This window comes from Streptomyces yatensis (assembly GCF_018069625.1).
Taxonomy (GTDB): Bacteria; Actinomycetota; Actinomycetes; order Streptomycetales; family Streptomycetaceae; genus Streptomyces; species Streptomyces yatensis.
Genome location: NZ_CP072941.1, coordinates 6,718,718 through 6,740,241, shown reverse-complemented (window position 1 = coordinate 6,740,241; position 21,524 = coordinate 6,718,718). Strand labels below are relative to the sequence as shown.

The window sequence follows — 21,524 nt, the reverse complement described above, 5'->3', positions numbered from 1 at the left end:
TGAAGCGTATGGTCACTCGTGCGCGTCAAAGAGACCCACCCGGATCACCCTAAAAGGGGCATGAGGCGGACGTGACGACAGGGGCGCGGGCATAACGAGTACACAACACCCGTTCCCTGGGGCGTGAAAAACGATGCAAGTTTCGGACCTGCCTGCGATTATCAGACCGCTTCACCGAACCTCCACAACGTGCCACGGAGGTGAAGCAACCGGGGCGAGGCGCAAGGAGCCCTATCCTTGTCCCGGCAAGGTCACGGTCCGTCGAGCCCGGCCACCCGCACCACGGCCGCCCCGGCGGCCCCGCAGGCACCGGGGGCTCAGCAGCTCCGCGACCACCACCGGCCCCCGTAGCTCAGTGGATAGAGCAGGCGCCTTCTAAGCGCTTGGCCGCAGGTTCGAGTCCTGCCGGGGGCGCACTGGACCCTCTTCTCTACGCACGTAGCGAAGGGGGTCTTCTCGCCGTTCGGAGCGGTTTCAACGGCCGGGGCGCCGCCCCGGGCGTGCGCCCCGGCGGCCAGGGGCGGGCGGGGGCCGGCTGTCCTATTCCATGCCTCGCTTGCCCGGCGCCCAGAAGGGCTTGGTGAGGACCGCGCGGCGGTCCCAGCCCGCCTCTCGGACGAGCACCTGGCGCACTCGCTGCACGGTGCGGGCCTCACCGGCGACGTAGGCGATCCCGCCCGGTGCGGGGGCGAGGTGTCGTACCGCGTCCGGGAGTGAAGCCTCTCCTCTGGTCAGCCAGTTGAGGCGGTCCGAGTGGGGCAGCGGGAGGCGGTCCGCGGTCGTTTCGGTCTCCACGCAGCCGGAGACCCGCGCCTCGGGCGGCAGTGCGGCGAGCATCGCGCCGAAGGGGACGGACGCCGTCTCCTCCCCGACGAAGACGTGGTGGGCGGCCTCGGGACGGAGCGTGAAGGATCCCTCGGGTTTGCCCAGCCGCACCCGCTCGCCGACCCGGACGCTCCTGCCCCAGCGCGCCCCCGGCCCCGCTTCGGCGTGGTCCAGCACGCACAACTCGACGGCGCCGGAGGGGTCGTAGCGCCACACGGAGTACGTACGGCGGGTCAGCCCGGAGCCGACCAGGACGCGCACCTGCTGTCCGGGGCGGACGTCGAGCCCGGCGAGGGTGTCGCCCTCGATGCGCAGCCGGCGCATACGGGCGGCTATCGGCTCGGCCTCGGTGACGGTGCCGCGGAGCATCAGCAGGTCAAGGACCGGATCCAGCAGCGTGGGCATGGGGGTGCTCCTCGGGGAACTCAGGTGCGTGCGGGGGAAGTTGCGCAGCCACCGGCGGCCGGACGCGATAGTACGTGTTTCCGGCTGGATGCGATAGTGCGCGACTTTGCCCCGGCCCGGCAATCGAGATGCCCGGGCCGGCAACCGAGATCCTCCGGACCCGGTCCCGAGAGGGGGTCAGTCCTTGTGGGGTCCGGTGCCCGTTTCGGGGCCGGGCTCGCCCTCGCTGCGCCCCGCCCCGGACAGGGGCGGCCTGCTGGACGTGGTCACCTCGTGGGCGATGACCTCGGGGTGGTGGAGGTCGAAGGCCGGGGATTCGGAGCGGATCTTCGGCAGGGTGAGGAAGTTGTGCCGGGGCGGCGGGCATGAGGTGGCCCATTCCAGGGAGCGACCCCATCCCCAGGGGTCGTCGACCCCGACCTGCTTTCCGTACTTCCCGGTTTTCCACACGTTGTAGAGGAACGGCAGGGTGGACAGGCCCAGGAGGAAGGAGCCGATGGTGGAGACCGTGTTCAGCGTGGTGAAGCCGTCGGCGGCCAGATAGTCGGCATAGCGGCGCGGCATGCCGGTGGCGCCCAGCCAGTGGTGCACCAGAAAGGTCGTGTGGAAGCCGATGAACAGGGTCCAGAAGTGGATCTTGCCGAGGCGCTCATCGAGCATCGTGCCGGTGAACTTGGGCCACCAGAAATAGAATCCGGCGAACATCGCGAAGACCACCGTGCCGAAGACCACGTAGTGGAAGTGGGCGACGACGAAGTAGCTGTCGTGGACCTCGAAATCCATCGGGGGCGAGGCGAGGATCACCCCGGTCAGGCCGCCGAAGAGGAAGGTGACCAGGAAGCCGATGGACCACAGCATCGGTGTCTCGAAGGAGAGGGAGCCACGCCACATGGTTCCGATCCAGTTGAAGAACTTCACCCCGGTGGGCACCGCGATGAGGAACGTCATAAAGGAGAAGAACGGCAGCAGCACCGCTCCGGTGGCGAACATATGGTGGGCCCACACCGTCGCGGAGAGGCCGGTGATGGCGATGGTGGCGCCCACCAGACCGATATAGCCGAAGACCACCTTGCGGGAGAACACCGGAATGATTTCGGTGATGATGCCGAAGAACGGCAGTGCGATGATGTAGACCTCGGGGTGGCCGAAGAACCAGAAGAGGTGCTGCCAGAGGATCGGTCCGCCGTTGGCCCCCTCGAAGACGACCGCGCCGAATTTACGGTCCGCCTCCAGCACCAGCAGGGCAGCCGCCAGGACGGGGAAGGCGAGCAGCACCAGGATCGAGGTGAAGAGGATGTTCCAGGTGAAGATGGGCAGGCGGAACATCGTCATTCCCGGGGCGCGCATGCACACGATGGTCGTGATGAAGTTGACGGCGCCCAGGATCGTCCCGAAGCCGGAGAGGGCGAGGCCCATCACCCACATGTCACCGCCCACGCCGGGTGTGCGCGTCTTGCTGCTGAGCGGCGTATAGGCCGTCCAGCCGAAGTCGGCCGCGCCGCTGGGGGTGAGCAGACTACCGATCACGATCAGCCCGCCGAAGGCGAAGAGCCAGTACGAGAACATGTTCAGCCGGGGGAAGGCGACATCCGGGGCGCCGATCTGCAGCGGCATGACCTCGTTGGCGAATCCGGCGAAGACCGGTGTGGCGAAGAACAGCAGCATCAGCGTGCCGTGCAGGGTGAAAGCCTGGTTGTACTGCTCCGGACTGACCAGTTGCAGTCCGGGCCGGGCGAGTTCGGCCCGCATGACCATCGCCAGAAGGCCGCCGATGAGAAAGAAACCGAACGCGGTCACCAAGTACAGGTGTCCGATTTTCTTATGGTCCGTGGTGGTGAGCCAGTCGACCACGATGCTGCCGAGTTTGGTGGTTTCGGGGGGAGCTTCAAATTCGGGCTTGGTTGTCGTCGCCATGTCCGTGTCCGCTCCTCGGCAGGATGCATATGTGGGCAGCCGGCGGCACCGGCCAACGCATACGTTGTATGGATTCGCCCACCATTACCCGAAGCGGGACGGCGATTCGGACCCGACTCGCCGTAGAGGATTTATCTGTGCCGCCCTGATGGCTGTGGCTTTGTCCATGCCGTCTTTCCCGCCTCCAGCCGGGACTTCGCCTCGCGCAGCGCGGTCCCCGTAGCGCTCCAGCGGCTCCGGCAGCGCTTCGGCCCATACGTCCGTGGGCGGCCGGTTGACGGTGACCGTCTGCTATCGGCCGCCGTTCCGGGCCTCGGCCAGCCGGGCCATCCGCGACGGCCTGTGCCGCCATCGCCGGATCCCCGCGCTCACGACGATCGCCGCGGCGCTGAGCAGCGCCGATCTCACCCGACGCACACGTGACATCGGTTCCTCCTGTCTTCCGGCATTGAGGATGAACAGGCGCCCCAGGCGGCCTACACAGCGCCCCACGCAGGCGGCCCCACATCGGGGCACATGCCTCTGCGGACATACTCCGCCCTCCGCACGGCACCCGCCCGTCGTGGGCCCAGGATCGACCCCCGGTTACCCGTGGCCGGAGGCCCCAATCAGATGGCTCTGCGCGGGCGGGCGTTGGTGGAAGCGGACCGTTTTTCCCGCCCGATCCGGGTCACCCGGAAGGGTGGCACCGGGTCCGGCCGAACGGATTCCGAAAAACGTTCGACCGGACGAGAGGCCCGCCGAAGGGCATCTGAGCTGGGCCGTCGCGAACGGCGGCGGTCGGGGCCGCACCATCCCCGGCCGGTTTTGCCAGCCCAGAAGCCATACATGGGAATCCCTTTACCATCCCATTCGTTCCACGCATGCCCCCACGGAACAGAGAACGAACCCAGTGACAGTGAAGGAGTGGACGCCGCGATGGTGTTCAAACGAGTGCTCGGCTCGCTCGGGGTCGGCGGACCCGTCGTGGACACGGTCCTGGACCGGGAGCCGGTGCGCCCCGGTGGGGTGGTGCGGGGGCAAGTGCGCCTCCGGGGCGGCGGCCGGGCCCGCGATATCGAGCACCTCGCACTGGAGCTGGTCGCCTGGGTCGAGGCCGGGCACGGCGGCGAGGAGCGCGCGGGCGGCGTGGTCTTCGACCGCCTCCGGCTCAGCGGGGGGTTCCGGCTCGACACGAGAGAGCACAGAGACGTTCCGTTCACCCTGCACATACCGTGGGAAACCCCGCTCACCGAGCTCTCCGGGCAGCCGCTGGGCATCGTCCTGGGCATCCGGATCGAGCTCGCGTCGGCGGGCGCTACGGACCACGGCGATCCGGAACCGCTGATCGTGCGCCCGCTGCCGGTCCAGGAAGCCGTGCTGGGGGCGCTGGGGCGGCTCGGCTTCGGCCTCATCGCCGCCGATCTGCGGCTCGGCCATATCACCGGCACCGGGCAGACGCTCCCCTTCCACCAGGAGATCGAGCTCACCCCCGGCCCGCGGTACCTCGACGACATGAACGAGCTCGCGCTGACCCTTCTCACCGGCCCCGACGGCATGGGGGTCGTCCTGGAGGCCGGCAAGCGCGGCCGGCCCTTCTCCGGCGCGCCCTCCCCTGGCGAGCCCTCCCCCGCCCGGTCTTCCTCCGGCGAGTCCTCCCCCGCCGGGCCCTTCTCCGGCGGGTCCCTCGCCGGACCGTCCTCCCCCGGCAAGCGCCTCCCCGGTGACCCTGCCGCCCTCGGCCGCCACACCGTGAGCCATGAGGACCTCGATCATCGCGACTGGACCGCCGAGGTCGACTCCTGGATCCAGGCGCTCATCGAGGCGCGCACCGCCCACACGCCCCGCGCCGGGGCGGTCCCCTCGGGCATCACGGCCGGTACGGCGGCCGGGGGCGCGGGCGGCATGGTCGCGGCCGGGCTCGGCGACGCGTTAGGGAACTTAGAGGGCTTAGAGGGCTTAGGGGATTTAGCAGACTTAGACGACTTAGCGGACTTGAGGGACCTCAAAGACGTGAGGGACCCGGGGCGCGGGGAAGCGGACCAGGGCTGAGACGCGCGGAAGGGCCGCGGATCCCCCACGGCCCTTCCGGTGCACCACCCGTAAACGGCTAGGAACGGCGCCCCACGGCATCGGGGTCGTCCACCGTCTCCCGCGGCTCCTCCGCCACGCGATCGCCCCCGTTCTCGGCCCCGGCCACACCCCCACCCTCAGCCGTCGCCGGCGCCGGAGCGGACTCGCGGCGCGCCGCCAGCCGGGCCGTGACCCGCCGGGCGACGGGCTCCGTCCAGCGGGCGGTGAGCGGGCCGAGGACGACCAGGATCAGCACGTACGCCGTGGCCAGCGGTCCCAGCGAGGGTTCGATACCGGCGGTGACGGCGAGTCCCGCGATGACGATCGAGAACTCGCCCCGGGCCACCAGCGTGCCGCCGGCCCGCCAGCGGCCCCGTTCGGAGATGCCGGCCCGCCGCGCCGCCCAGTAGCCGGTGGCGATCTTCGTACTGGCGGTGAGGACGGCCAGCGTCATGGCGGGCAGCAGCACCGGGGGGATGCTGGCCGGATCCGTGTGCAAGCCGAAGAAGACGAAGAAGACGGCGGCGAAGAGATCTCGCAGCGGGCTGAGCAGGTGATGGGTGCCCTCGGCGACCTCCCCGGACAGGGCGATGCCCACCAGGAACGCACCGACGGCCGCCGACACCTGGAGCTGCTGGGCGATCCCCGCCACCAGCAGCGTCAGCCCGAGCACCACCAGCAGCAGCTTCTCGGGGTCGTCACTGGAGACGAAACGGGAGATGTGGCGGCCGTAGCGGACGGCCAGGAACAGCACCAGACCGGCCACACCGAGGGCGATGGCCAGGGTGACGCTGCCCGCCGCCAGGCCCGCACCGGCCAGCAGGGCGGTGACGATCGGCAGATAGACGGCCATCGCCAGGTCCTCGAGGACCAGGATGCTCAGGATCACCGGGGTCTCGCGGTTGCCGAGCCGGCCCAGATCGCCGAGGACCTTGGCGATGACGCCGGAGGAGGAGATCCAGGTGACGCCGGCCAGCACCACGGCGGCCACCAGCCCCCATCCCAGCAGCAGGGCCATGACGGCGCCCGGCAGCGCGTTGAGCACCGCGTCGACGAGCCCGGCCCGGTACTGGGTCTTGAGATTGCTGACCAGATCGCTGGCGGTGTACTCCAGGCCGAGCATCAGCAGCAGGAGGATGACGCCGATCTCGGCGCCGGTCGCGACGAACTCCTCGCTGGTCCCCAGCGGCAGCAGCCCGCCCTCGCCGAAGGCCAGTCCGGCCAGCAGATACAGCGGGATCGGGGAGAACTGAAGCCGTCCGGCCAGCCGCCCCAGCAGCCCCAGGCCCAGGATGACCGCGCCGAACTCGATCAGAAAGACGGCAGACGAATGCATGGGCCTACACCCGCCCGAGTATCGCCGCGGCCGACTCCACGCCCTCGCGGGTACCGATCACGATCAGCTCGTCCCCACCGGCCAGCCGGAAGTCGGGGGTCGGGGAGGGGATCGCCTCTGCCCTGCGCAGCACGGCCACGATCGAGACGCCGGTCTCGGTCCGCATCCGCGTCTCGCCCAGCACCCGCCCGTTCCAGTACGACGTGGACGCGAGCTCGATCCGCTCGGCCACCAGCCCCAGCTCGGTGGTGGAAAGCAGGTTCGGGCTGTGATGGCTTGGCATCAGGACCCCGACCAGCGCTTCCGCTTCCCCCGCGGTCAGCCTGGTGGACAGGGCACACTCATCGGGATCCTCCTTCCGGTACGCACTCAGCGTCCGGTCTCCGTCGCGGTGCGCGATAACCGACAGCAGCCGGTTTTCTCGTGTCGTCAGGTCGTAGCGAACCCCGATGCCGGGCAATGGCGTACTGCTCATCCGCGGAGCGCCCACAATCATCCCTCTCGTCGCTCGAGTCTCGTGCCACCCTAACGAATGGCAAAGAATTGGTAATGAGGGCCGGTGGGTGAGGGTGTGATGGGACGATGCCGACCGCATGAGGGTGGGGCGGCCATCGACAGGCGAGGAGGATGGTTGCCCGGAGGAGGATGGTGCCCATGATTGAGTGGAGGCGGCTCAGCACAGGCATCAGACCGGTTCCCGATCCGGTCGCCACTCCCGTCATCTGGGGCGGGGCCTTCCTCGGTGCGCTGGTGCTGGTCGCAACCCTGAACTTCCTCGGCGGCCACGGCCGCCCGGTGTTCGCCCTGATCGGGCTCTCGCTGCTGGCCGCCCTGCTGGGGCTGTGCGCACGTTTTGTCGCGGCGCCCGGTACGGCGGCGCTGTGCTGGCTGTTCCTCAACGGCTTCGCCATTCCGCCCGCGGGCCATCTCTCCTGGGCGGTCGATCGCGACGCCCGCTGGCTCGCCTGCCTCCTGGCGGCGGCCGTCGCGGGCACCGCGCTCGCCCGAATCGTCAACGCCCGGGCGGGGTACCGCCGCATCTCCCCGCTCGGCCGCCGGCCGGGGCCGCCGGATTGAGCGAGGGCCGGTCCGACTGCCGGCCCGAACGGCCGGCCCGACGTCCGGTCCGACGTCCGGTCCGATGTCCGGCCCGACGGCCGGTCCGACGTCCGGCTCATGGTCGTAGGTCCCACGGCCGTGGGACAGCCCGGCGAAAGGCCGATGCTCCGGGGGCGGGCCCGTCCCTACGCTGTGGGGCGCTGCCCGGCGGTCACGGTGCCGTCGATGTGTTCCTCACGACGTAGGAGACCCCATGCCCGCCGACGGTCAGAGCCACATTCGTATCGCCCGCCCCTCGCGCGACCTCGCGGCGGCGGAGCGCTTCTGGTGCGGTGGGCTGGGGTTGAGCGTGGTGTACCGGATCGAGGGCGGCGACCGGGCCGGGGAACACGACCTGCTGATGGTGGGCTGGCCGGACGCCTCCTGGCACCTGGAGCTCGTCCACGAGGCGGCCCACCCGGTCGAACCCCGGCCGACCGAGGAGGATCTCCTGGTGATCTACCTCGACGAACCGGTCCCGGAGGACCTGGTGGCCCGCCTCACCGAGTACGGCGGCACCCGCGTGCTCTCCCCCAACCCGTACTGGAACGAATGGGGCGTCACCATCGAGGATCCCGACGGCTACCGCCTGGTGCTCTGTCGGCGGGGCTGGTCGAATTCCTGACGACGCCGGGGCCGCTCACCGAGGTGCGGGGGCCACGCGCCCAGGTGCCGGGGCCACTAGCCCAGGTACTCGCCGAGCTGCCGGGTACGCGCCAAGCTGCCGGGTACGCGCAAGCTGCCGGGGCTACCCGCCGAGCCGCCGGGGGGCCGCTTCGCCAGGCGTCAGCGCCATGTCGCGGCGCGCCGGGCCCCTCGCGCTGAGCGGCCTCGATGAAGTCCGGTGCGGTTCGGGTGCGCCGCGAAGGGGCGCGGGGCTGTGCTGATATGCGGCTCCGCCGCGGCTGGTTCGACTGCGGCTCCGCCGCGTGCCGGCCACGACACAGCCGCGGATGCACGACCGCACCTCGCGGCACTTCCCGCGGAGCGCTCAGCGCGGCATCGTCAGGACCGCCACCCCGTTGACGCGGTCGGCGGCGAGGTCGTCGAGGGCGGCGTCCGCCCGGTCGAAGGGGTACGGGGTGATCGTGGCGCTGATGCGGTCCTCGGCGGCCGCGGCGAGGAATTCGCGCCCGTCCTCGCGGGTGTTGGCGGTGACGCTGCGCATGGTGCGTTCGCGGAAGAGGTGGCGGTCGTAGTCAAGGGACGGGATGTCCGAGAGGTAGATCCCGGCGATGCTCAGCGTGCCGCCGGCGTCCAGGGCCTCCAGGGCGACCGGGACCAGTTGGCCCACCGGGGCGAAGAGGATGGCGGCGTCCAGGGGCTCGGGCGGGCGGTCGTACGAGTCCTTCGCGGAGGCGGCGCCGAGCTCCAGGGCGAGGGTCTGGGCGGCGGGTGAGCGGGTCAGGACGTGGACGACGGCGCCCTGGGCGATGGCGACCTGGGCGGTGAGGTGGGCGGAGCCGCCGAAGCCGTAGATGCCGAGCCGGCCGCCCGGTGGGAGGTCGGCGCGGCGCAGGGCGCGGTAGCCGATGATGCCGGCGCACAGCAGCGGGGCGAGCTCCTCGTCGGTGTAGCCGGAGGGCAGCTCATAGGCATAGGCCGCCGGTACGGTGACGTACTCGGCATAGCCGCCGTCCGCGTCCCAGCCGGTGTACTCCGAGGACGGGCACAGGTTCTCCTGGCCCCGGAGGCAGTAGCGGCAGCGGCCGCAGGTGCGCCGCAGCCAGGGGACGCCGAGCCGGGTTCCGGGGCCGGGGCCGTGCGCCCGCGAGCCCGCCGCGACGACCTCGCCGACGGCCTCGTGGCCGGGGACGACGGGGCTGCGGTGCGGGGGCAGGTCGCCGTCGCGGACATGCAGATCGGTGCGGCACACTCCGCAGGCCCGGACCCGGATCAGCAGTTCGTCCTCCGCCGGCCGTGGCACCGGCAGCTCCACCTGCTCGATCCGGCCCGGGGCGGGGACCACCCATGCCCGCATGGTCGCCGGGAGGTCGGCGTTCGCGTCCGTCGTCACACCGTCAACGTAACGCCGTGGGGCCCGCGGCGACCGTAAGGCACGCGTTCAGGCCATGCGGCGCCAAAAGGGAAGAGATATGGCCGGAAACTGCCAACCGCGTGCGGATGCGGTCAGGCCGAGGTGTCGTCCATCGCGGTGATCAGGCTCTTGGGCCGCATATCGGTCCAGTGCTCGTTGACGTAGTCCAGGCACGCCTGGCGGTCGGCCTCGCCGTGGGCGACCGTCCAGCCCGCGGGGACCTCGGCGAAGGCCGGCCACAGGGAGTGCTGCCCCTCCTCGTTGACGAGCACGAAATAGCGGCCGTCGGGGTTCTCGAAGGGGTTGCTCATCGCTGTTCTCCTCGCTCGCGGTCGGCATCGACAGGCTTGACGGTACCGGCCGGAGCGGGCACCCGCCGAGGGGTCCCCGGGGGCCTGGGAAAAAGCCTGGGACAAGGAAATGGCACCTTCCTGACGGAATTCTGTGTTCCGGTATGTCCCTCGCCTACGGTCCACCCCATGGTCGCGTCCGCCACAACCGAGCCCAAGGGCTCCATGGCCATGGAACTCACCACCGGCGACCCCGCGCTCACGGCCCGTCTGGAACGCGGGATGGATTCCTCGGAGGAGCAGCTGCGCGCTCTCGCCACCGAGGCCCGGGACCCTTGTGTCGCGGAAGTCGCCGGACATCTCTTCGGCCCCGGCGGAAAACGGCTGCGCCCGCTTCTGGCGCTGGTCGGCGCGGAGTTCGGGGAGCGCGACCCTTCCGCCGCCGTGCAGGCCGCCACCCTGGCCGAGCTGGTGCACGTCGCCTCGCTCTACCACGACGACGTCATGGACCAGGCCCGCACCCGGCGCGGAGTGCCCAGCGTCAACGCCCGCTGGGGCAACACCACCGCCGTGCTCGCGGGCAATTGGCTGCTGTCGAAGGCGGCCCAGCTCGCCGCGGAACTCGGCCCGGAAGCCATTCGACTGCAGTCCAAGGTCACCAATCGGCTGATCATGGGCCAGATACGGGAACTCGTCGGCCCCTCGGACGACGACGATCCGCTCTCCCACTACTTCACCGTGGTGGCGGGGAAGTCGGCCTCGCTCATCGCCATGGCGCTGCAGCTCGGGGCGGTCCGGACGGGCGCCCCGGAGCCTGTCGTCCAGGCGCTCGCCGAATACGGGGAACATCTGGGAATCGCCTTCCAGATATCCGACGACATCCTCGACATCACCTCCACCTCCGAGGTCTCCGGGAAGGAACAGGGCAAGGATCTGACGATCGGCGTCGCCAGCCTCCCGGTGCTGCTGGCGCTGGCCGACGAGCGGCCGGAGGCGGGCGAGTTGCGCACCCTGCTGACCGCCGCCACCGCGGGCCCGGAGGGCACCGGGCTGCCCAGGGCCGTCGCGCTGCTGCACCGCTGCGGGGCGCTGGCGGAGGCGCGGACGGTGATGCACGCCCGGCTGCTGCGCGCCCGGACCGCGGTGAACGGGCTGCCGGACGGGCCGGCGACGCGGGTTCTGCACGCGCTGTGCGACTTCGTGGCACGCCGGGATCACTGACCGGCTCGCGTGGGCTCCCGTACATCCTCGCCGTCCTCCCAGGTCGGCCGGTGGCGGCGTCACGACGTAGCCTGATCCCTATGGGCAGCTCACGGTCGGATGTGGTGGACGAGCCCATCGACCCCGACACCGGCCCGACGCCGCCCGCCCGGCACCACCCCTGGCGGGGGCAGGGCCCCGTGGTGGGCGTGGTGGCGGTGGGCGGCGCGCTCGGGGCGACGGCACGCTACGGGGCGTCGCTGCTGTGGCCGACCCCGTCCAGCGCCTTCCCCTGGACGATCCTGCTGGTCAACGCCGTGGGCTGCGCGGTCATCGGCGTCTTCCTGGTGCTGATCACCGAGATGTGGACGGCCCATCGGCTGGTGCGGCCCTTCTTCGGCACCGGTGTGCTCGGCGGCTTCACCACCTTCTCGACGTATGCCGTGGACTTCACCCGGCTGGTCCAGGACGACCGTTTCGCGATCGCGTTCGCCTATCTGGCGGGGACGCTCGTGCTGGCGATGGCGGCCGTATGGGCGGCCGTGGCGGCGACCCGGCACGTCCTGGGCTCGTACGGCGGCGGACCCGGCGGGAGGGCGGTCCGGTGACCGGCGAGCCCGCGGGTCCGGTGACCGGCGAGCCCGCGCTGCGGCTGACCGTCTTCATCGGCGAGAACGACACCTGGCATCGCAGGCCGCTGTCCGCCGAGATCGTGCACCGCGCCCATCGCGCGGGGCTCGCGGGTGCGAGCGTGTTCCGCGGCGTCGAGGGGTACGGCTCCTCGTCCCTGATCCACACCTCGCGGCTGCTGTCGCTCGGCGAGGATCTGCCCATGGCCATCGTGGTGATCGATACGGAGGAGCGGGTGCGGTCCTTCCTGCCCGAGCTGGAGGAGATCGTGGGGGACGGCCTCGTGGTCGTCGACCCGGTCGAGATCGTGCACCCCCGGGGCAGGGCCCGGTGAACTGGCTGCTGGTGATCGCGGGCGGGATGGTCGGTGCCCCGCTGCGCTATCTGACCGACCGCGCGGTCCAGGCACGGCACGACTCGGTGTTCCCCTGGGGCACGTTCCTGGTCAATGTGGTGGGCTGTCTGGTGCTGGGCCTGCTGACCGGCGCGGCGGCGGAGGGGGCGGCCTCCCAGCGGGTGCAACTGCTGCTGGGCACGGGGCTGTGCGGGGCGCTGACGACGTACTCGACGTTCTCGTACGAGACGCTGCGGCTGACCGAGGAGGGCGCCCGGCTCTTGGCCGTGGCGAATGTGGTGCTGAGTGTGGTGGCCGGGGTGGGCGCCGCCTTCGCGGGTGCGGCGCTGGCCCACGCGATCTGGGGCTGACGGCACGGCCCTCGCGGCGGCCTTACGGTCGTCCCGCCCCCTCCCGGCACACACCTCGCGGCGGCCTTACGGTGCGCACCACTCCCGGCACACACCTCGCGACGGCCTTACGGTTCGCACCGCACCAGGCACACGCCTCGCGGCGGCCTTACGGTGCGCACCGGCCCTACCGTCCACAAGCCCCGCACCCTCACAGCTACGGCAGCAGTCGCGTCGCGCTCGGCGGCAGACCGAACTCCCCCGCGGCCGCCGTCCGCAGATGCTCCAGCATCACCCGGCGCAGCTCACGCGCGGCCCGGGGCGGCGCGACGTCCTTACGGTGGGCGACGGCGATGGTGCGCTGCATATCGTGGCCGGCGAACGGCGTGATCCGCAGCCCGGACCGGGCCGCCACCATCCCCGGCAGTACGGCGATGCCGAGCCCGGCCCGTACGAAGCCCAGCACCGCGTCCATCTCGCCGCCCTCCACCGTGAAGGACGGCTCGAACCCGGCCGCCCGGCAGACCGCCGTGGTGAACTCGCGCAGGTCGTAGCCGCGCCGGAACATCACCATCGGCCGGTCCCGCAGATCCTCGACCAGGATCCGCCGACGCCGGGTGGGCGGCGGGGCCGCGGGCGAGGAGGCCACCACCAGCTCCTCCCGCAGCAGCTCGGTGGCGGCGAGGGCGGAGGCCTGGCCGGGCAGCGGGGTGATGATCAGCGCGAGGTCCAGCTCGCCCGCGGAGAGCGTGCGGACCAGGTCCTGGGAGCCGCCCTCGTCCACGATCAGCTCGATGCCCGGGAACTCGTCATGGAAGCGGCGCAGCACATCGGGGACGAAGCTGGCGCACAGGCTAGGCGTGGCCCCCAGCCGCACCCGGCCGCGCCGCAGCTGGGCGACCTCCTGGACCTCGCGGTGCGCGGTCTCGGCGTCGGCGAGGATCTGGCGGGCCAGCGGGAGCAGGGCCTCTCCCGCGTCGGTGAGGGCGATATTGCCGCGCGCCCGGTGGAAGAGATCGGCTCCCAGCTCCCGCTCCAGGGTGCGGATCTGCTGGGACAGCGAGGGCTGGGCGACATGCAGGAGCTCCGCGGCGCGGGTGAAGTGCCGGGTCTCCGCGACGGTGGCGAAATAACGCAGCTGATGCAACTGCACACCACGATGATAGGCACCGACTATGGACGGGCTGCGGACACCTGGTCACAGCGGGCCCACGACATAGGGGCCAGGCCGGGTAGCCGTCCCCGGGGAACCAGGACACGGCGGCAGGGCGCCACCCGGCGATCGGCCTCGGGGTGGGCGGCCGTCGCCGGGTGACGACGCGCGCCCTACTGGTGGGCGGCCAGCGCCCGCGTGCCCGGGCTACAGGATTCGAGCAGCGGGGTGAGCTCCGCCTCGGGCAGCTTCCGCGCCGCGCCGGGCCGGCCGCCGTCGAGGTGGGCGATGGACGCGTCCAGCCAGGTGCGGTGCGGTTCCACCCCGATGAACTCGGCGAGCCGGATCAGCTCCTTCTCCGGCTCCTCCAGCAGCGTCTCGTACGACAGCGCGGCGCGCTGCTCCGCCGGGACGTCGTCCAGCTTCCGCAGACCGTCGACGATCGTCTCGGACCACAGGGTGCCGAACGCGCTGAGCGGGATGGGACGCTCCATCACCAGCGCCGGGTCGTAGCGGTCGCTCAGCAGCGGCGCCAGGTCGGGCGGGAGCTGGGCCGCGTGCTCCGGCGTCAGGTGCTGCGGGGTCTCCAGACCGAGGTGCACGGCCATCTCCCACAGCATCGGGATCATCCGGAAGCTGAAGTGGCGGCTCATGGAGACGGCGCAGTCGGGGCCCTCGCGGTAGAGGTGCACAAAGCGCGCCTCGGGGAAGGCGCGGTGCATCTCCGGCACGCGGCCGATGGACAGGCCGGTCCGCTCGACGACGGCATCGGGGTTGCCGAACCGTGCGCCGAGGAAGGCGAAAAGGGCCGTCCAGTGATCTGCCGGACGGCGGGTGGGCCAGGAGGTGACCTCGGACTCCAACTCGTCGAAGAGCGCGTCGGGATCGTCGGTCAGATGGGGCAGCACCATGACGCTGATGGCCGGAATACCGGTGGTCTCCGCGTCGAACCGCCGCTTGGGCAGCTTGTGGTAGAGGAACTCGGGCGGGGTGGCGCCATTTTTGATCATGCTATTGGTGATCGCATTGGGCCGGGACAGATATCCCCAGAACTCCGGACCGCTCAGCGGGGCCTCGTCCAGCATCTCCGCATCGGGAATGCTGGCGAACAATTCATTGATGCTGAGAACATCCGGATGAATATTGATGACCTGAGACAGAGCCGTCGAACCGCACCGGCCGGTGCCGACGACAAATGTCAACTTCTGGTTGACCACGCGCACTTCCTCCCGTTTTCTCGGACAACTAGTTGTTTCCCTAGTAGCCGTTCCCATAGTGGTCCATGACACACCGCAGCCCATTCGGCGGCCGCGGCGATGCTAATGGATGCCCTGGGCGACGATGGCTACGACCATGGAACAGGGGAAACACACACAACGGGATGCGAGGGGACGAACTCAAGGTTCAGTAGTTTCCGACACTTTTGCGCAACTTTCACATCCGACAGGGGTGTTACCTCCGGCAACCCCACAGCCACCAGCGTCGAAGCGCGATCTGAGAGTCGACGCCCAGCTTCACAACTCGGTTACGGGGCCGAAACCATAATCGAACAGTTTCTCCCGTGACGAGACGGTCATCTTTTCCTACCAACAGCACTGCTAGAGTGCGCATCCGCCCCATACCCCCGAACCAGGGCTGGCATGCCCAACCCGGCCGGGAGGGGCGGAAGAAGACGCGACATGACACAGAGCAGCCATGCCGCCGCACAGGGTGTCAGCTACGGAAGGGATCTGAGGGCACAACAGCGGCGCAGTAATTTCGACTCGGGGGACGATGCATTACCAGGTGCGCCATGCACGGTGATTCGCTTTCAAGACCCCTGCGCATACGTTAAATCGGGGAAGGTGTTTCGTACGTGTTGGTGGAGCGCGATCAGGAGATAGCCCGGCTCAATCGGCTCCTCTTCGAGGGCGCCCGCGAGGGAAGCCGGCTCGCCGTGATCAGCGGCGCCGTTACGTCGGGAAAGACCGCACTACTGCACACCGTGGCGGACACGGCGGGTGGACGCGGCGTCCGGGTACTGCCCGCGGTCGCCTCCGCCTCGGAGCAGAAGTTCCCCTATGCCGTGCTCGAGCAGCTCTACCAGGGCATGCCGGGCCATCTGCAGCACTCCGGGCCGCGGCCCGGCCTCGAGGCGCTCCGCGACCCGCACGGCCCGGTCGAGGCCGAACTCCCGCTGCTCCAGGACTTCCACCGCATGCTCGACGAGCTGACCGGTGACGCCCCCCTGCTGATCGCCATCGACGACGTCCAGTTCGCCGACCTCCCGTCGCTGCGCTGCCTGGCGTACGGCATCCGCCGCTGCCGCTCGGAGGCGCTGTCCGTCGTGGTCAGCCGCGGGTCGCTGACCGGCCCCGCCGCCACCGCCCTGGACGAGCTGCTGCACGAGCCGAAGGTGTGCCATGTGCGGCTCGCCCCGCTCACCGTCGCGGGCGTCTCCACGCTGCTGACCCAGGAGTTGGGCACCGAGGAGGCCGGGCGCCACGCCGCCGCGTACCACGAGATGACCGGCGGCAATTTGCTGCTGCTGCGCGGCCTGCTGGACGACCGGTTCTCCCGCCTCACCCGCGGCCCCCTCGACCCCGCGCCCGGCACGGACGCCCCGGTGGCCGGGGAGCTGTTCCGGCAGGCGGCACTGTCCTGCGTGTACCGCGGCGGCCCGGCCCACCGCCGGGTGGCCCACGGGGTCGCGCTGCTGGGTGACGCCACGTCCGTTCCCCTGCTGAGCCAGCTGATCGAGGTCGAGGAGCGGCTGGTCCGGCAGTCCGTCGGGCTGCTCACCGAGGTGGGCATCCTGCACGGCGGGCGGTTCCGCAGCGACGCGGTGCGCACCGTGCTGCAGGACGATCTGGAGCTGCACGAGCTCGGCCCGCTGCATCTGCGGGCCGCCCGGCTGCTGTACGAGGAGGGCGCCGACCCGATCGACGTGGCCCGCCATCTGCTCAGCCACGAGGCGCCGGGGCCGGTCGAGGAGTGGATCTCGCAGGCGCTGTGCGACGCGGCGGTGCACGCCATCGCCGCGGACCGCAGGGAACTCGCCATGAACTGCCTGCAGATGGCCGACCGGTACAGCACCGACGAGCGCGAGGCGCTGCAGCTCCAGGCGACGATGGTGCAGGCCATGTGGCCGTTCAACCCGCTGTCCCAGATGCGGCGGCTGCAGGCGCTGGCCGGTCCGGCCGGCAGCGGGCTGCTGCCCGCGCCGCAGACCATCCCGGTCGTCATCGGGCTGCTGGGGCTGGGCCGGATGGGCGAGGCGGCCACCGCGCTGGAGCAGGTCAGCCGGGCCGCCGACGAGCACCCGGGCACCGATCTGGACATCGCGCTGCGCGCCATCCGGCTCGCGCTGTCGTCCACCTACCCCGACCACCCCGAACTACGGCCCTTCCTGGACCTGGAGGAGTGCGACGGCCCGTGGGACATCGGGCCGCTGTCGCCCGGCCAGTCCCCGGAGTCGCCCCAGCTGACCGCGTTCCGGGCGCTGCGGACGGTGCTGAGCCGCGGTGTCGACGAGCGCGCGGTGCGCGCCGCGGAGCGGGTGCTGGAGACCGTCCGGCTCTCCGACCGGACGATGCTGACGGTGCACGCCGCGCTGCAGACGCTGGTGTACGCGGACCGCCACGCCACCGCCACCAGCTGGTGCGACCGGCTGATCGAGGAGACCTCTGAGCGCGGCGCCAAGGCGCTGCTGGCCTACTTCTGTGTGCTGCGGGCCCAGATCGCGCTGCGCGTCGGGCGGCTGCGGGACACGGTCCGGTACGCGGAGCGGGCGCTGGAGGAGCTTCCGGCGCGCGGCTGGGGGGTCACCGTCGGCATGCCGCTCGGGATGCTCATCAACGCGCACACCGCGATGGGCAACCACGACGCGGCGGCCGAACTGCTCGCCCGCCCGGTGCCGGAGGAGATGTACCGGAACCGCTTCGGGCTGCACTACCTCTACGCACGGGCCCGGCACCAGCTGGCCACCGGCCGGCAGCACGCGGCCCTGACCGACTTCCGCGCCTGTGGCGAGAAGATGGCCGCCTGGGGCCTGGACTCGCCCGCCACCCTGACCTGGAGGCTCGGCGCCGCCGAGACCTGGCTGACGCTGGGCGGCCAGGAGCGGGCGGCGCGGCTGGCGGAGGAGCAGCTGGAGCTGGCCGGGGAGTCCTCGTCCCGCACCCGGGGCGCCGCGCTGCGGGTGCTGGCCGCCACCCGGCCGCTGAACGAGCGGATCGCGCTGCTGCAGCAGGCGGTGGGGGTGCTCCAGGCGAGCGGCGGCTGGTACGAGATGGCGCGGGCGCTGGCGGATCTCGCGGAGGCGCACAAGCAGCTCGGCGATCTGGACACCAGCCGGCTGATGACCCGCCGGGCGCTGCGGCTCGCGGACAGCTGCGGCGCGGAGGAGCTGTCGCGTTCGCTGCAGCGCACTCCGGCCCGTTCGGCCCTGTCGGAAGCGACCCGTACCGGCGAGGATACGGCCGCCTTTTCCGAACTCTCCGACGCCGAGAGCCGGGTCGCAGCACTAGCAGCTTCCGGCTACACCAACCGGGAAATCGCCGCTAAGCTCTACATCACGATCTCCACGGTGGAACAACACTTGACCCGTGTCTACCGGAAGATCAACATCAGCCAGCGCCGAGAACTGCCCGCGAGCCTGGATTTCGATGTCGCTTACACCGCCTGATATCCCCGCGATGCCACTCGGCCCCAAGAGGTTGATGCCATGACGTGCGCTACCGCGTCCGCCACGACCATGCTCGTGCCGGATTTCCCCTATTCCTATGACAGGTGGCTGTCCCATCCGGCCGGTCTGGGCGCCCTGCCCGCCGCGGTGCACGGGACCGAAGTCGCCGTCATCGGCGGCGGGATGTCCGGATTGACGGCGGCCTATGAGCTTCTACGACTAGGGCTTTCCCCAGTTCTTTATGAAGCGGAGCAACTGGGCGGCCGGATGCGGTCCACGCCGTTCCCTGGGAATCCGGAATACAAGGCGGAGATGGGCGCCATGCGCTTTCCCGTCTCCGCCCGTTCGCTGTTCCATTACATCGATCTGCTGGGCCTGTCCACTCGTCCTTTCCCTAATCCTTTGGCACCGGCCACCGCGAGCACGCTGATCGACCTGAACGGCGGTCAGGACCGGGCGCGCACCGCCGGTGAGCTCCCGGACGTCTACCAGGAGGTCGCCGACGCCTGGGACAAGGCGCTCCAGGAGCGGGCCGACCTGGCCACGCTGCGGGACGCCATCCAGCGGCGGGACGTCGGCACGCTGAAGACCGTATGGAACTCGCTGGTCAAGGAGTTCGACGACCAGTCCTTCTACGGCTTCCTCGCCACCTCTTCCGCCTTCCAGTCGTTCCGCCACCGGGAGATCTTCGGCCAGGTGGGCTTCGGTACCGGCGGCTGGGACACCGACTTCCCCAACTCGGTGCTGGAGATCCTGCGGGTCGTGGTCACCGAGGCCGACGACAACCAGGTGGGCATAGTCGACGGCTCCTCCCAGGTGCCGAACGGGCTGTGGGAGCACCAGCCGGAGACGCTCGCCCACTGGCCGCGGGGCACGTCGCTCGCGTCGCTGCACGGCGGCCGGCCCCGCCCCGCGGTCACCCGGCTGCGGCGGACCGCCGACGGCGTCCGGGTGACGGACGAGAGCGGCGAGGAGCGCGAATTCCCCGCGGTGGTCTACAGCCCGCATGTGTGGACCCTGCTGAACCGGGTCGACTGCGATCCGTCGCTGCTGTCCACTCCGCTGTGGACGGCGGTGGAGCGCACCCACTACATGGGCGCGTCCAAGCTGTTCGTCCTGGTCGACCGGCCGTTCTGGCGGGACGCCGACCCGGCGACCGGCCACGACATGATGAGCATGACGCTCACCGACCGGATGCCGCGCGGGGTCTATCTCTTCGACGACGGGCCCGACCGGCCCGGGGTCATGTGCCTGTCGTACACCTGGAACGACGACTCGCTGAAGGTCGCCACGCTCTCGGCCGAGGAGCGGCTGGAGACGCTGCTGACCAAGCTGGCCGCGATCTACCCGGATGTGGACATCCGGTCGCACATCATCGCGGGGCCGCTCACCGTCACCTGGGAGACCGAGCCCCGCTTCATGGGGGCCTTCAAGAACAACCTGCCCGGCCACTACCGCTATCAGCGGCGGCTGTTCACCCAGTTCATGCAGGACGGGATGGATCCGGCGCAGCAGGGCTTCTTCCTGTGCGGGGACGATGTCTCCTGGACGGCCGGGTTCGCGGAGGGTGCGGTGACCACGGCGCTGAACGCGGTGTGGGGAGTCCTCCACCACCTCGGCGGCACCACGCATCCGGACAACCCCGGCCCCGGTGATCTCTTCGACACCTTCGCGCCGCTGGAGCTTCCGTACGACTGACGGCCACTGCCGTACCCATCCAGCACCCAGGGGGAGCCGACGCGCGTCGTCGGCTCCCCCTGTCGGGTCTCAGCCCTGGGCCATCTGCTCGAGCCGGCGCTTGTCCGGCTTGCCGTTGCGGTTGAGCGGGAAGCTCTCCAGCACCTCGACCCGGTTGGGCTGTTCGTAGACCGGGAGCACCTGGCACAGCCGCTCGCGCCAGTGCTTGGCGTCCCGCAGCTCGTGGTCCTCCACGAAGAAGACCAGCTGGGTGTCGCCGGCCCGGCGCTCGTCGGGGAGCGGCACGATCCGGGTGGAGATCTCGGCCAGGGCGGCCTTCCGCTCGATCAGCTCGGGGTGGAGCGTGTAGCCGGAGCGGTGCACCGCGAACTTCCGGCCCAGGACGAAGAGGTTGTCGTCTCCGTCGAGGTAGCCGAGGTCGCCGGTGGTCTGCCAGCCGGTGGGCACGGCGTCGATGGTGCCGTCCTCGGCGAGATGGCCCTCGAGCGCGTCCGGGGTGTCGACCTCGATCTCACCGGCCTGGCCGGGGGCGGCCGGGTGGCCGTCCTCGTCGACGACGCGCAGCTTGATGCCCTCCATGGCCCGGCCGCAGGAGACCGGGTTCTCCAGGGTGGCGAAGGCGATGTTGCCCAGCTCGGTGCTGCCGTAGCTGTCCAGCAGCGGCAGGCCGAACTCGGCCACATAGCGCTCGGAGAGCGCGCCGTCGAGCGGCGCGGCGCCCGAGCAGAACATCCGGACGCCGTCCAACTGCGCCCGCAGCGAGGGCTTGCGGCCGACCAGGTTGAGCATGGTGCGGTAGCTCGACGGGGTGGCGTCGATCACCGTGGCGCCGGTCCGGCCGGCCATCTGCACGGCCCGGTCCAGGCGCTTGTACGGGGCGATCACCAGCGAGCAGCGGGTGAGCCAGGCGATGAGCACCATGGACAGCCCGTACTGGTGGGCGAAGGGCAGCAGCGGCAGCAGCACGTCGTCCGGCCGGTGCCCGACCTGGGCGGCGTTGCGCTCCAGGTTGGTGAGGAATTTACGGCCGGACTTGACGGCGCCCTTGGGCTCGCCGGTGGAGCCGGAGGTCCACATGATCAGGCCGTCGCGGCGGTCGGCCCAGGCGTCGAAGGACAGCTCCCGGGTGTTGAGCGGGCGTCCGGCGGCCGGGGCGATCAGTTCGTAGAGGTTCACCGCATGGATGTCGGCGTGGATCGGGGCGTCGTCGTCCACGAAGGCGATCGCGGCGCCGGTGCGCTGGGCGATCCGCCGGGTCTCGTCCGGGTGCTCCTGCTGGTCGATCAGCACGATGGAGGCTCCCACGTGCATCAGCGCGAACAGCACACTCACATAGGCGGCGGAGTTGCCCGCCTTGAAGATGACGCGGTCGCCGTGGGTCACCCCGTGCTCGCGGATCACATCGGCGACGCGCAGCGCGTCCAGCTCGAAGTCGGTCAGGGTCTGCACCGAGTCGAGCGCGTAGATCTTCGCGGTCATCGAAACGTACTCTTTTCCTATTCGCTCAGGGGTTCGCTCAGGAGATACAGGCAGCC

Annotated in this window: 18 protein-coding genes and 1 tRNA gene; 10 read left to right on the top strand and 9 right to left on the bottom strand. The window is 70.6% G+C overall.

Going from position 1 to position 21,524, the window contains the following annotated elements; genetic code table 11:
- The first annotated feature begins 341 nt into the window (after window positions 1-341).
- Window positions 342-414, top strand: a tRNA-Arg gene (locus J8403_RS27850).
- 126 nt (window positions 415-540) lie between these two features.
- On the opposite strand, the gene J8403_RS27845 is transcribed toward J8403_RS27850, so the two are convergent.
- Entirely contained in the window at window positions 541-1,230 is a 690-nt protein-coding gene (locus J8403_RS27845; RefSeq protein ID WP_211125570.1) for a siderophore-interacting protein, read from the bottom strand.
- Window positions 1,231-1,407: 177 nt separating this feature from the next.
- Window positions 1,408-3,144, bottom strand: a complete 1,737-nt coding sequence (gene ctaD / locus J8403_RS27840; protein WP_211125569.1) for an aa3-type cytochrome oxidase subunit I — start codon at window positions 3,142-3,144, stop codon at window positions 1,408-1,410.
- A 918-nt stretch (window positions 3,145-4,062) separates the two neighbouring features.
- Here ctaD and J8403_RS27835 point away from each other — a divergent pair.
- Entirely contained in the window at window positions 4,063-5,175 is a 1,113-nt protein-coding gene (locus J8403_RS27835) for a sporulation protein (protein WP_211125568.1), read from the top strand.
- Between the two features lie 58 nt (window positions 5,176-5,233).
- On the opposite strand, the gene J8403_RS27830 is transcribed toward J8403_RS27835, so the two are convergent.
- Both J8403_RS27830 and J8403_RS27825 read right to left on the bottom strand, forming a co-directional pair.
- On the bottom strand, window positions 5,234-6,532 hold the full coding sequence (locus tag J8403_RS27830; RefSeq protein WP_211125567.1) for a cation:proton antiporter: 1,299 nt from the start codon (window positions 6,530-6,532) through the stop codon (window positions 5,234-5,236).
- A gap of 4 nt (window positions 6,533-6,536) precedes the next feature.
- Window positions 6,537-7,007, bottom strand: coding sequence for a cation:proton antiporter regulatory subunit (locus tag J8403_RS27825; protein ID WP_211125566.1), 471 nt, complete (start codon window positions 7,005-7,007; stop codon window positions 6,537-6,539).
- A 179-nt stretch (window positions 7,008-7,186) separates the two neighbouring features.
- On the opposite strand from J8403_RS27825, the gene J8403_RS27820 reads away from it, so the two are divergent.
- Together J8403_RS27820 and J8403_RS27815 are read left to right on the top strand one after the other, a co-directional pair.
- Entirely contained in the window at window positions 7,187-7,609 is a 423-nt protein-coding gene (locus J8403_RS27820; RefSeq protein ID WP_211125565.1) for a hypothetical protein, read from the top strand.
- A gap of 235 nt (window positions 7,610-7,844) precedes the next feature.
- Window positions 7,845-8,255 carry a VOC family protein gene (locus J8403_RS27815; protein ID WP_211125564.1) on the top strand — a complete coding sequence of 137 codons (411 nt, stop codon included), beginning with the start codon at window positions 7,845-7,847 and terminating at the stop codon, window positions 8,253-8,255.
- A gap of 366 nt (window positions 8,256-8,621) precedes the next feature.
- Here J8403_RS27815 and J8403_RS27810 read toward each other — a convergent pair whose 3' ends face one another.
- The gene (locus J8403_RS27810; protein ID WP_211128452.1) at window positions 8,622-9,611 is read right to left on the bottom strand and encodes a zinc-dependent alcohol dehydrogenase family protein; all 990 of its coding nucleotides are present in this window, start codon (window positions 9,609-9,611) and stop codon (window positions 8,622-8,624) included.
- A gap of 149 nt (window positions 9,612-9,760) precedes the next feature.
- Window positions 9,761-9,979 (bottom strand): MbtH family protein, encoded by a 219-nt coding sequence (locus J8403_RS27805; RefSeq protein WP_211125563.1) that lies wholly within the window; start codon window positions 9,977-9,979, stop codon window positions 9,761-9,763.
- A gap of 168 nt (window positions 9,980-10,147) precedes the next feature.
- Between J8403_RS27805 and J8403_RS27800 the strand changes: the two genes are divergently transcribed.
- The 4 genes from J8403_RS27800 to crcB (J8403_RS27785) all read left to right on the top strand — a co-directional run bounded on the left by J8403_RS27800 (window position 10,148) and on the right by crcB (J8403_RS27785) (window position 12,493).
- Window positions 10,148-11,179 (top strand): polyprenyl synthetase family protein, encoded by a 1,032-nt coding sequence (locus tag J8403_RS27800; protein WP_211125562.1) that lies wholly within the window; start codon window positions 10,148-10,150, stop codon window positions 11,177-11,179.
- Window positions 11,180-11,259: 80 nt separating this feature from the next.
- Window positions 11,260-11,766 (top strand): fluoride efflux transporter CrcB, encoded by a 507-nt coding sequence (gene crcB / locus J8403_RS27795; RefSeq protein WP_211125561.1) that lies wholly within the window; start codon window positions 11,260-11,262, stop codon window positions 11,764-11,766.
- A gap of 20 nt (window positions 11,767-11,786) precedes the next feature.
- A complete protein-coding gene (locus J8403_RS27790; protein ID WP_211128451.1) occupies window positions 11,787-12,122 on the top strand; it encodes a DUF190 domain-containing protein in 336 nt (111 codons plus the stop codon).
- Window positions 12,119-12,493, top strand: coding sequence for a fluoride efflux transporter CrcB (gene crcB / locus J8403_RS27785; RefSeq protein ID WP_211125560.1), 375 nt, complete (start codon window positions 12,119-12,121; stop codon window positions 12,491-12,493). Before J8403_RS27790 ends, crcB (J8403_RS27785) begins: the two co-directional genes overlap by 4 nt.
- Before the next feature lie 196 nt (window positions 12,494-12,689).
- Here crcB (J8403_RS27785) and J8403_RS27780 read toward each other — a convergent pair whose 3' ends face one another.
- Window positions 12,690-13,625, bottom strand: a complete 936-nt coding sequence (locus J8403_RS27780) for a LysR family transcriptional regulator (protein WP_211125559.1) — start codon at window positions 13,623-13,625, stop codon at window positions 12,690-12,692.
- A 173-nt stretch (window positions 13,626-13,798) separates the two neighbouring features.
- Window positions 13,799-14,899: a sulfotransferase gene (locus J8403_RS27775; RefSeq protein ID WP_246586013.1), complete on the bottom strand. Its 1,101-nt coding sequence runs from the start codon at window positions 14,897-14,899 to the stop codon at window positions 13,799-13,801.
- A gap of 581 nt (window positions 14,900-15,480) precedes the next feature.
- Here J8403_RS27775 and J8403_RS27770 point away from each other — a divergent pair.
- A complete protein-coding gene (locus J8403_RS27770; RefSeq protein ID WP_211125557.1) occupies window positions 15,481-18,291 on the top strand; it encodes a helix-turn-helix transcriptional regulator in 2,811 nt (936 codons plus the stop codon).
- A 39-nt stretch (window positions 18,292-18,330) separates the two neighbouring features.
- Window positions 18,331-19,989 carry a flavin monoamine oxidase family protein gene (locus J8403_RS27765; RefSeq protein WP_211125556.1) on the top strand — a complete coding sequence of 553 codons (1,659 nt, stop codon included), beginning with the start codon at window positions 18,331-18,333 and terminating at the stop codon, window positions 19,987-19,989.
- Between the two features lie 69 nt (window positions 19,990-20,058).
- Here the strand turns inward: J8403_RS27765 and J8403_RS27760 are convergent, their stop codons facing one another.
- The gene (locus J8403_RS27760) at window positions 20,059-21,468 is read right to left on the bottom strand and encodes a class I adenylate-forming enzyme family protein (RefSeq protein WP_211125555.1); all 1,410 of its coding nucleotides are present in this window, start codon (window positions 21,466-21,468) and stop codon (window positions 20,059-20,061) included.
- Between the last annotated feature and the right edge of the window lie 56 nt (window positions 21,469-21,524).

Excerpts from the sequence above, each read along its gene's own strand:
- J8403_RS27845 (WP_211125570.1), bottom strand. The coding sequence starts at position 1,230 with ATGCCCACGCTGCTGGATCCGGTCCTTGACCTGCTGATGCTCCGCGGC.
- ctaD (WP_211125569.1), bottom strand. The coding sequence starts at position 3,144 with ATGGCGACGACAACCAAGCCCGAATTTGAAGCTCCCCCCGAAACCACC.
- J8403_RS27835 (WP_211125568.1), top strand. The coding sequence starts at position 4,063 with ATGGTGTTCAAACGAGTGCTCGGCTCGCTCGGGGTCGGCGGACCCGTC.
- J8403_RS27830 (WP_211125567.1), bottom strand. The coding sequence starts at position 6,532 with ATGCATTCGTCTGCCGTCTTTCTGATCGAGTTCGGCGCGGTCATCCTG.
- J8403_RS27825 (WP_211125566.1), bottom strand. The coding sequence starts at position 7,007 with ATGAGCAGTACGCCATTGCCCGGCATCGGGGTTCGCTACGACCTGACG.
- J8403_RS27820 (WP_211125565.1), top strand. The coding sequence starts at position 7,187 with ATGATTGAGTGGAGGCGGCTCAGCACAGGCATCAGACCGGTTCCCGAT.
- J8403_RS27815 (WP_211125564.1), top strand. The coding sequence starts at position 7,845 with ATGCCCGCCGACGGTCAGAGCCACATTCGTATCGCCCGCCCCTCGCGC.
- J8403_RS27810 (WP_211128452.1), bottom strand. The coding sequence starts at position 9,611 with ATGCGGGCATGGGTGGTCCCCGCCCCGGGCCGGATCGAGCAGGTGGAG.
- J8403_RS27805 (WP_211125563.1), bottom strand. The coding sequence starts at position 9,979 with ATGAGCAACCCCTTCGAGAACCCCGACGGCCGCTATTTCGTGCTCGTC.
- J8403_RS27800 (WP_211125562.1), top strand. The coding sequence starts at position 10,148 with ATGGTCGCGTCCGCCACAACCGAGCCCAAGGGCTCCATGGCCATGGAA.
- crcB (WP_211125561.1), top strand. The coding sequence starts at position 11,260 with ATGGGCAGCTCACGGTCGGATGTGGTGGACGAGCCCATCGACCCCGAC.
- J8403_RS27775 (WP_246586013.1), bottom strand. The coding sequence starts at position 14,899 with ATGGGAACGGCTACTAGGGAAACAACTAGTTGTCCGAGAAAACGGGAG.
- J8403_RS27765 (WP_211125556.1), top strand. The coding sequence starts at position 18,331 with ATGACGTGCGCTACCGCGTCCGCCACGACCATGCTCGTGCCGGATTTC.
- J8403_RS27760 (WP_211125555.1), bottom strand. The coding sequence starts at position 21,468 with ATGACCGCGAAGATCTACGCGCTCGACTCGGTGCAGACCCTGACCGAC.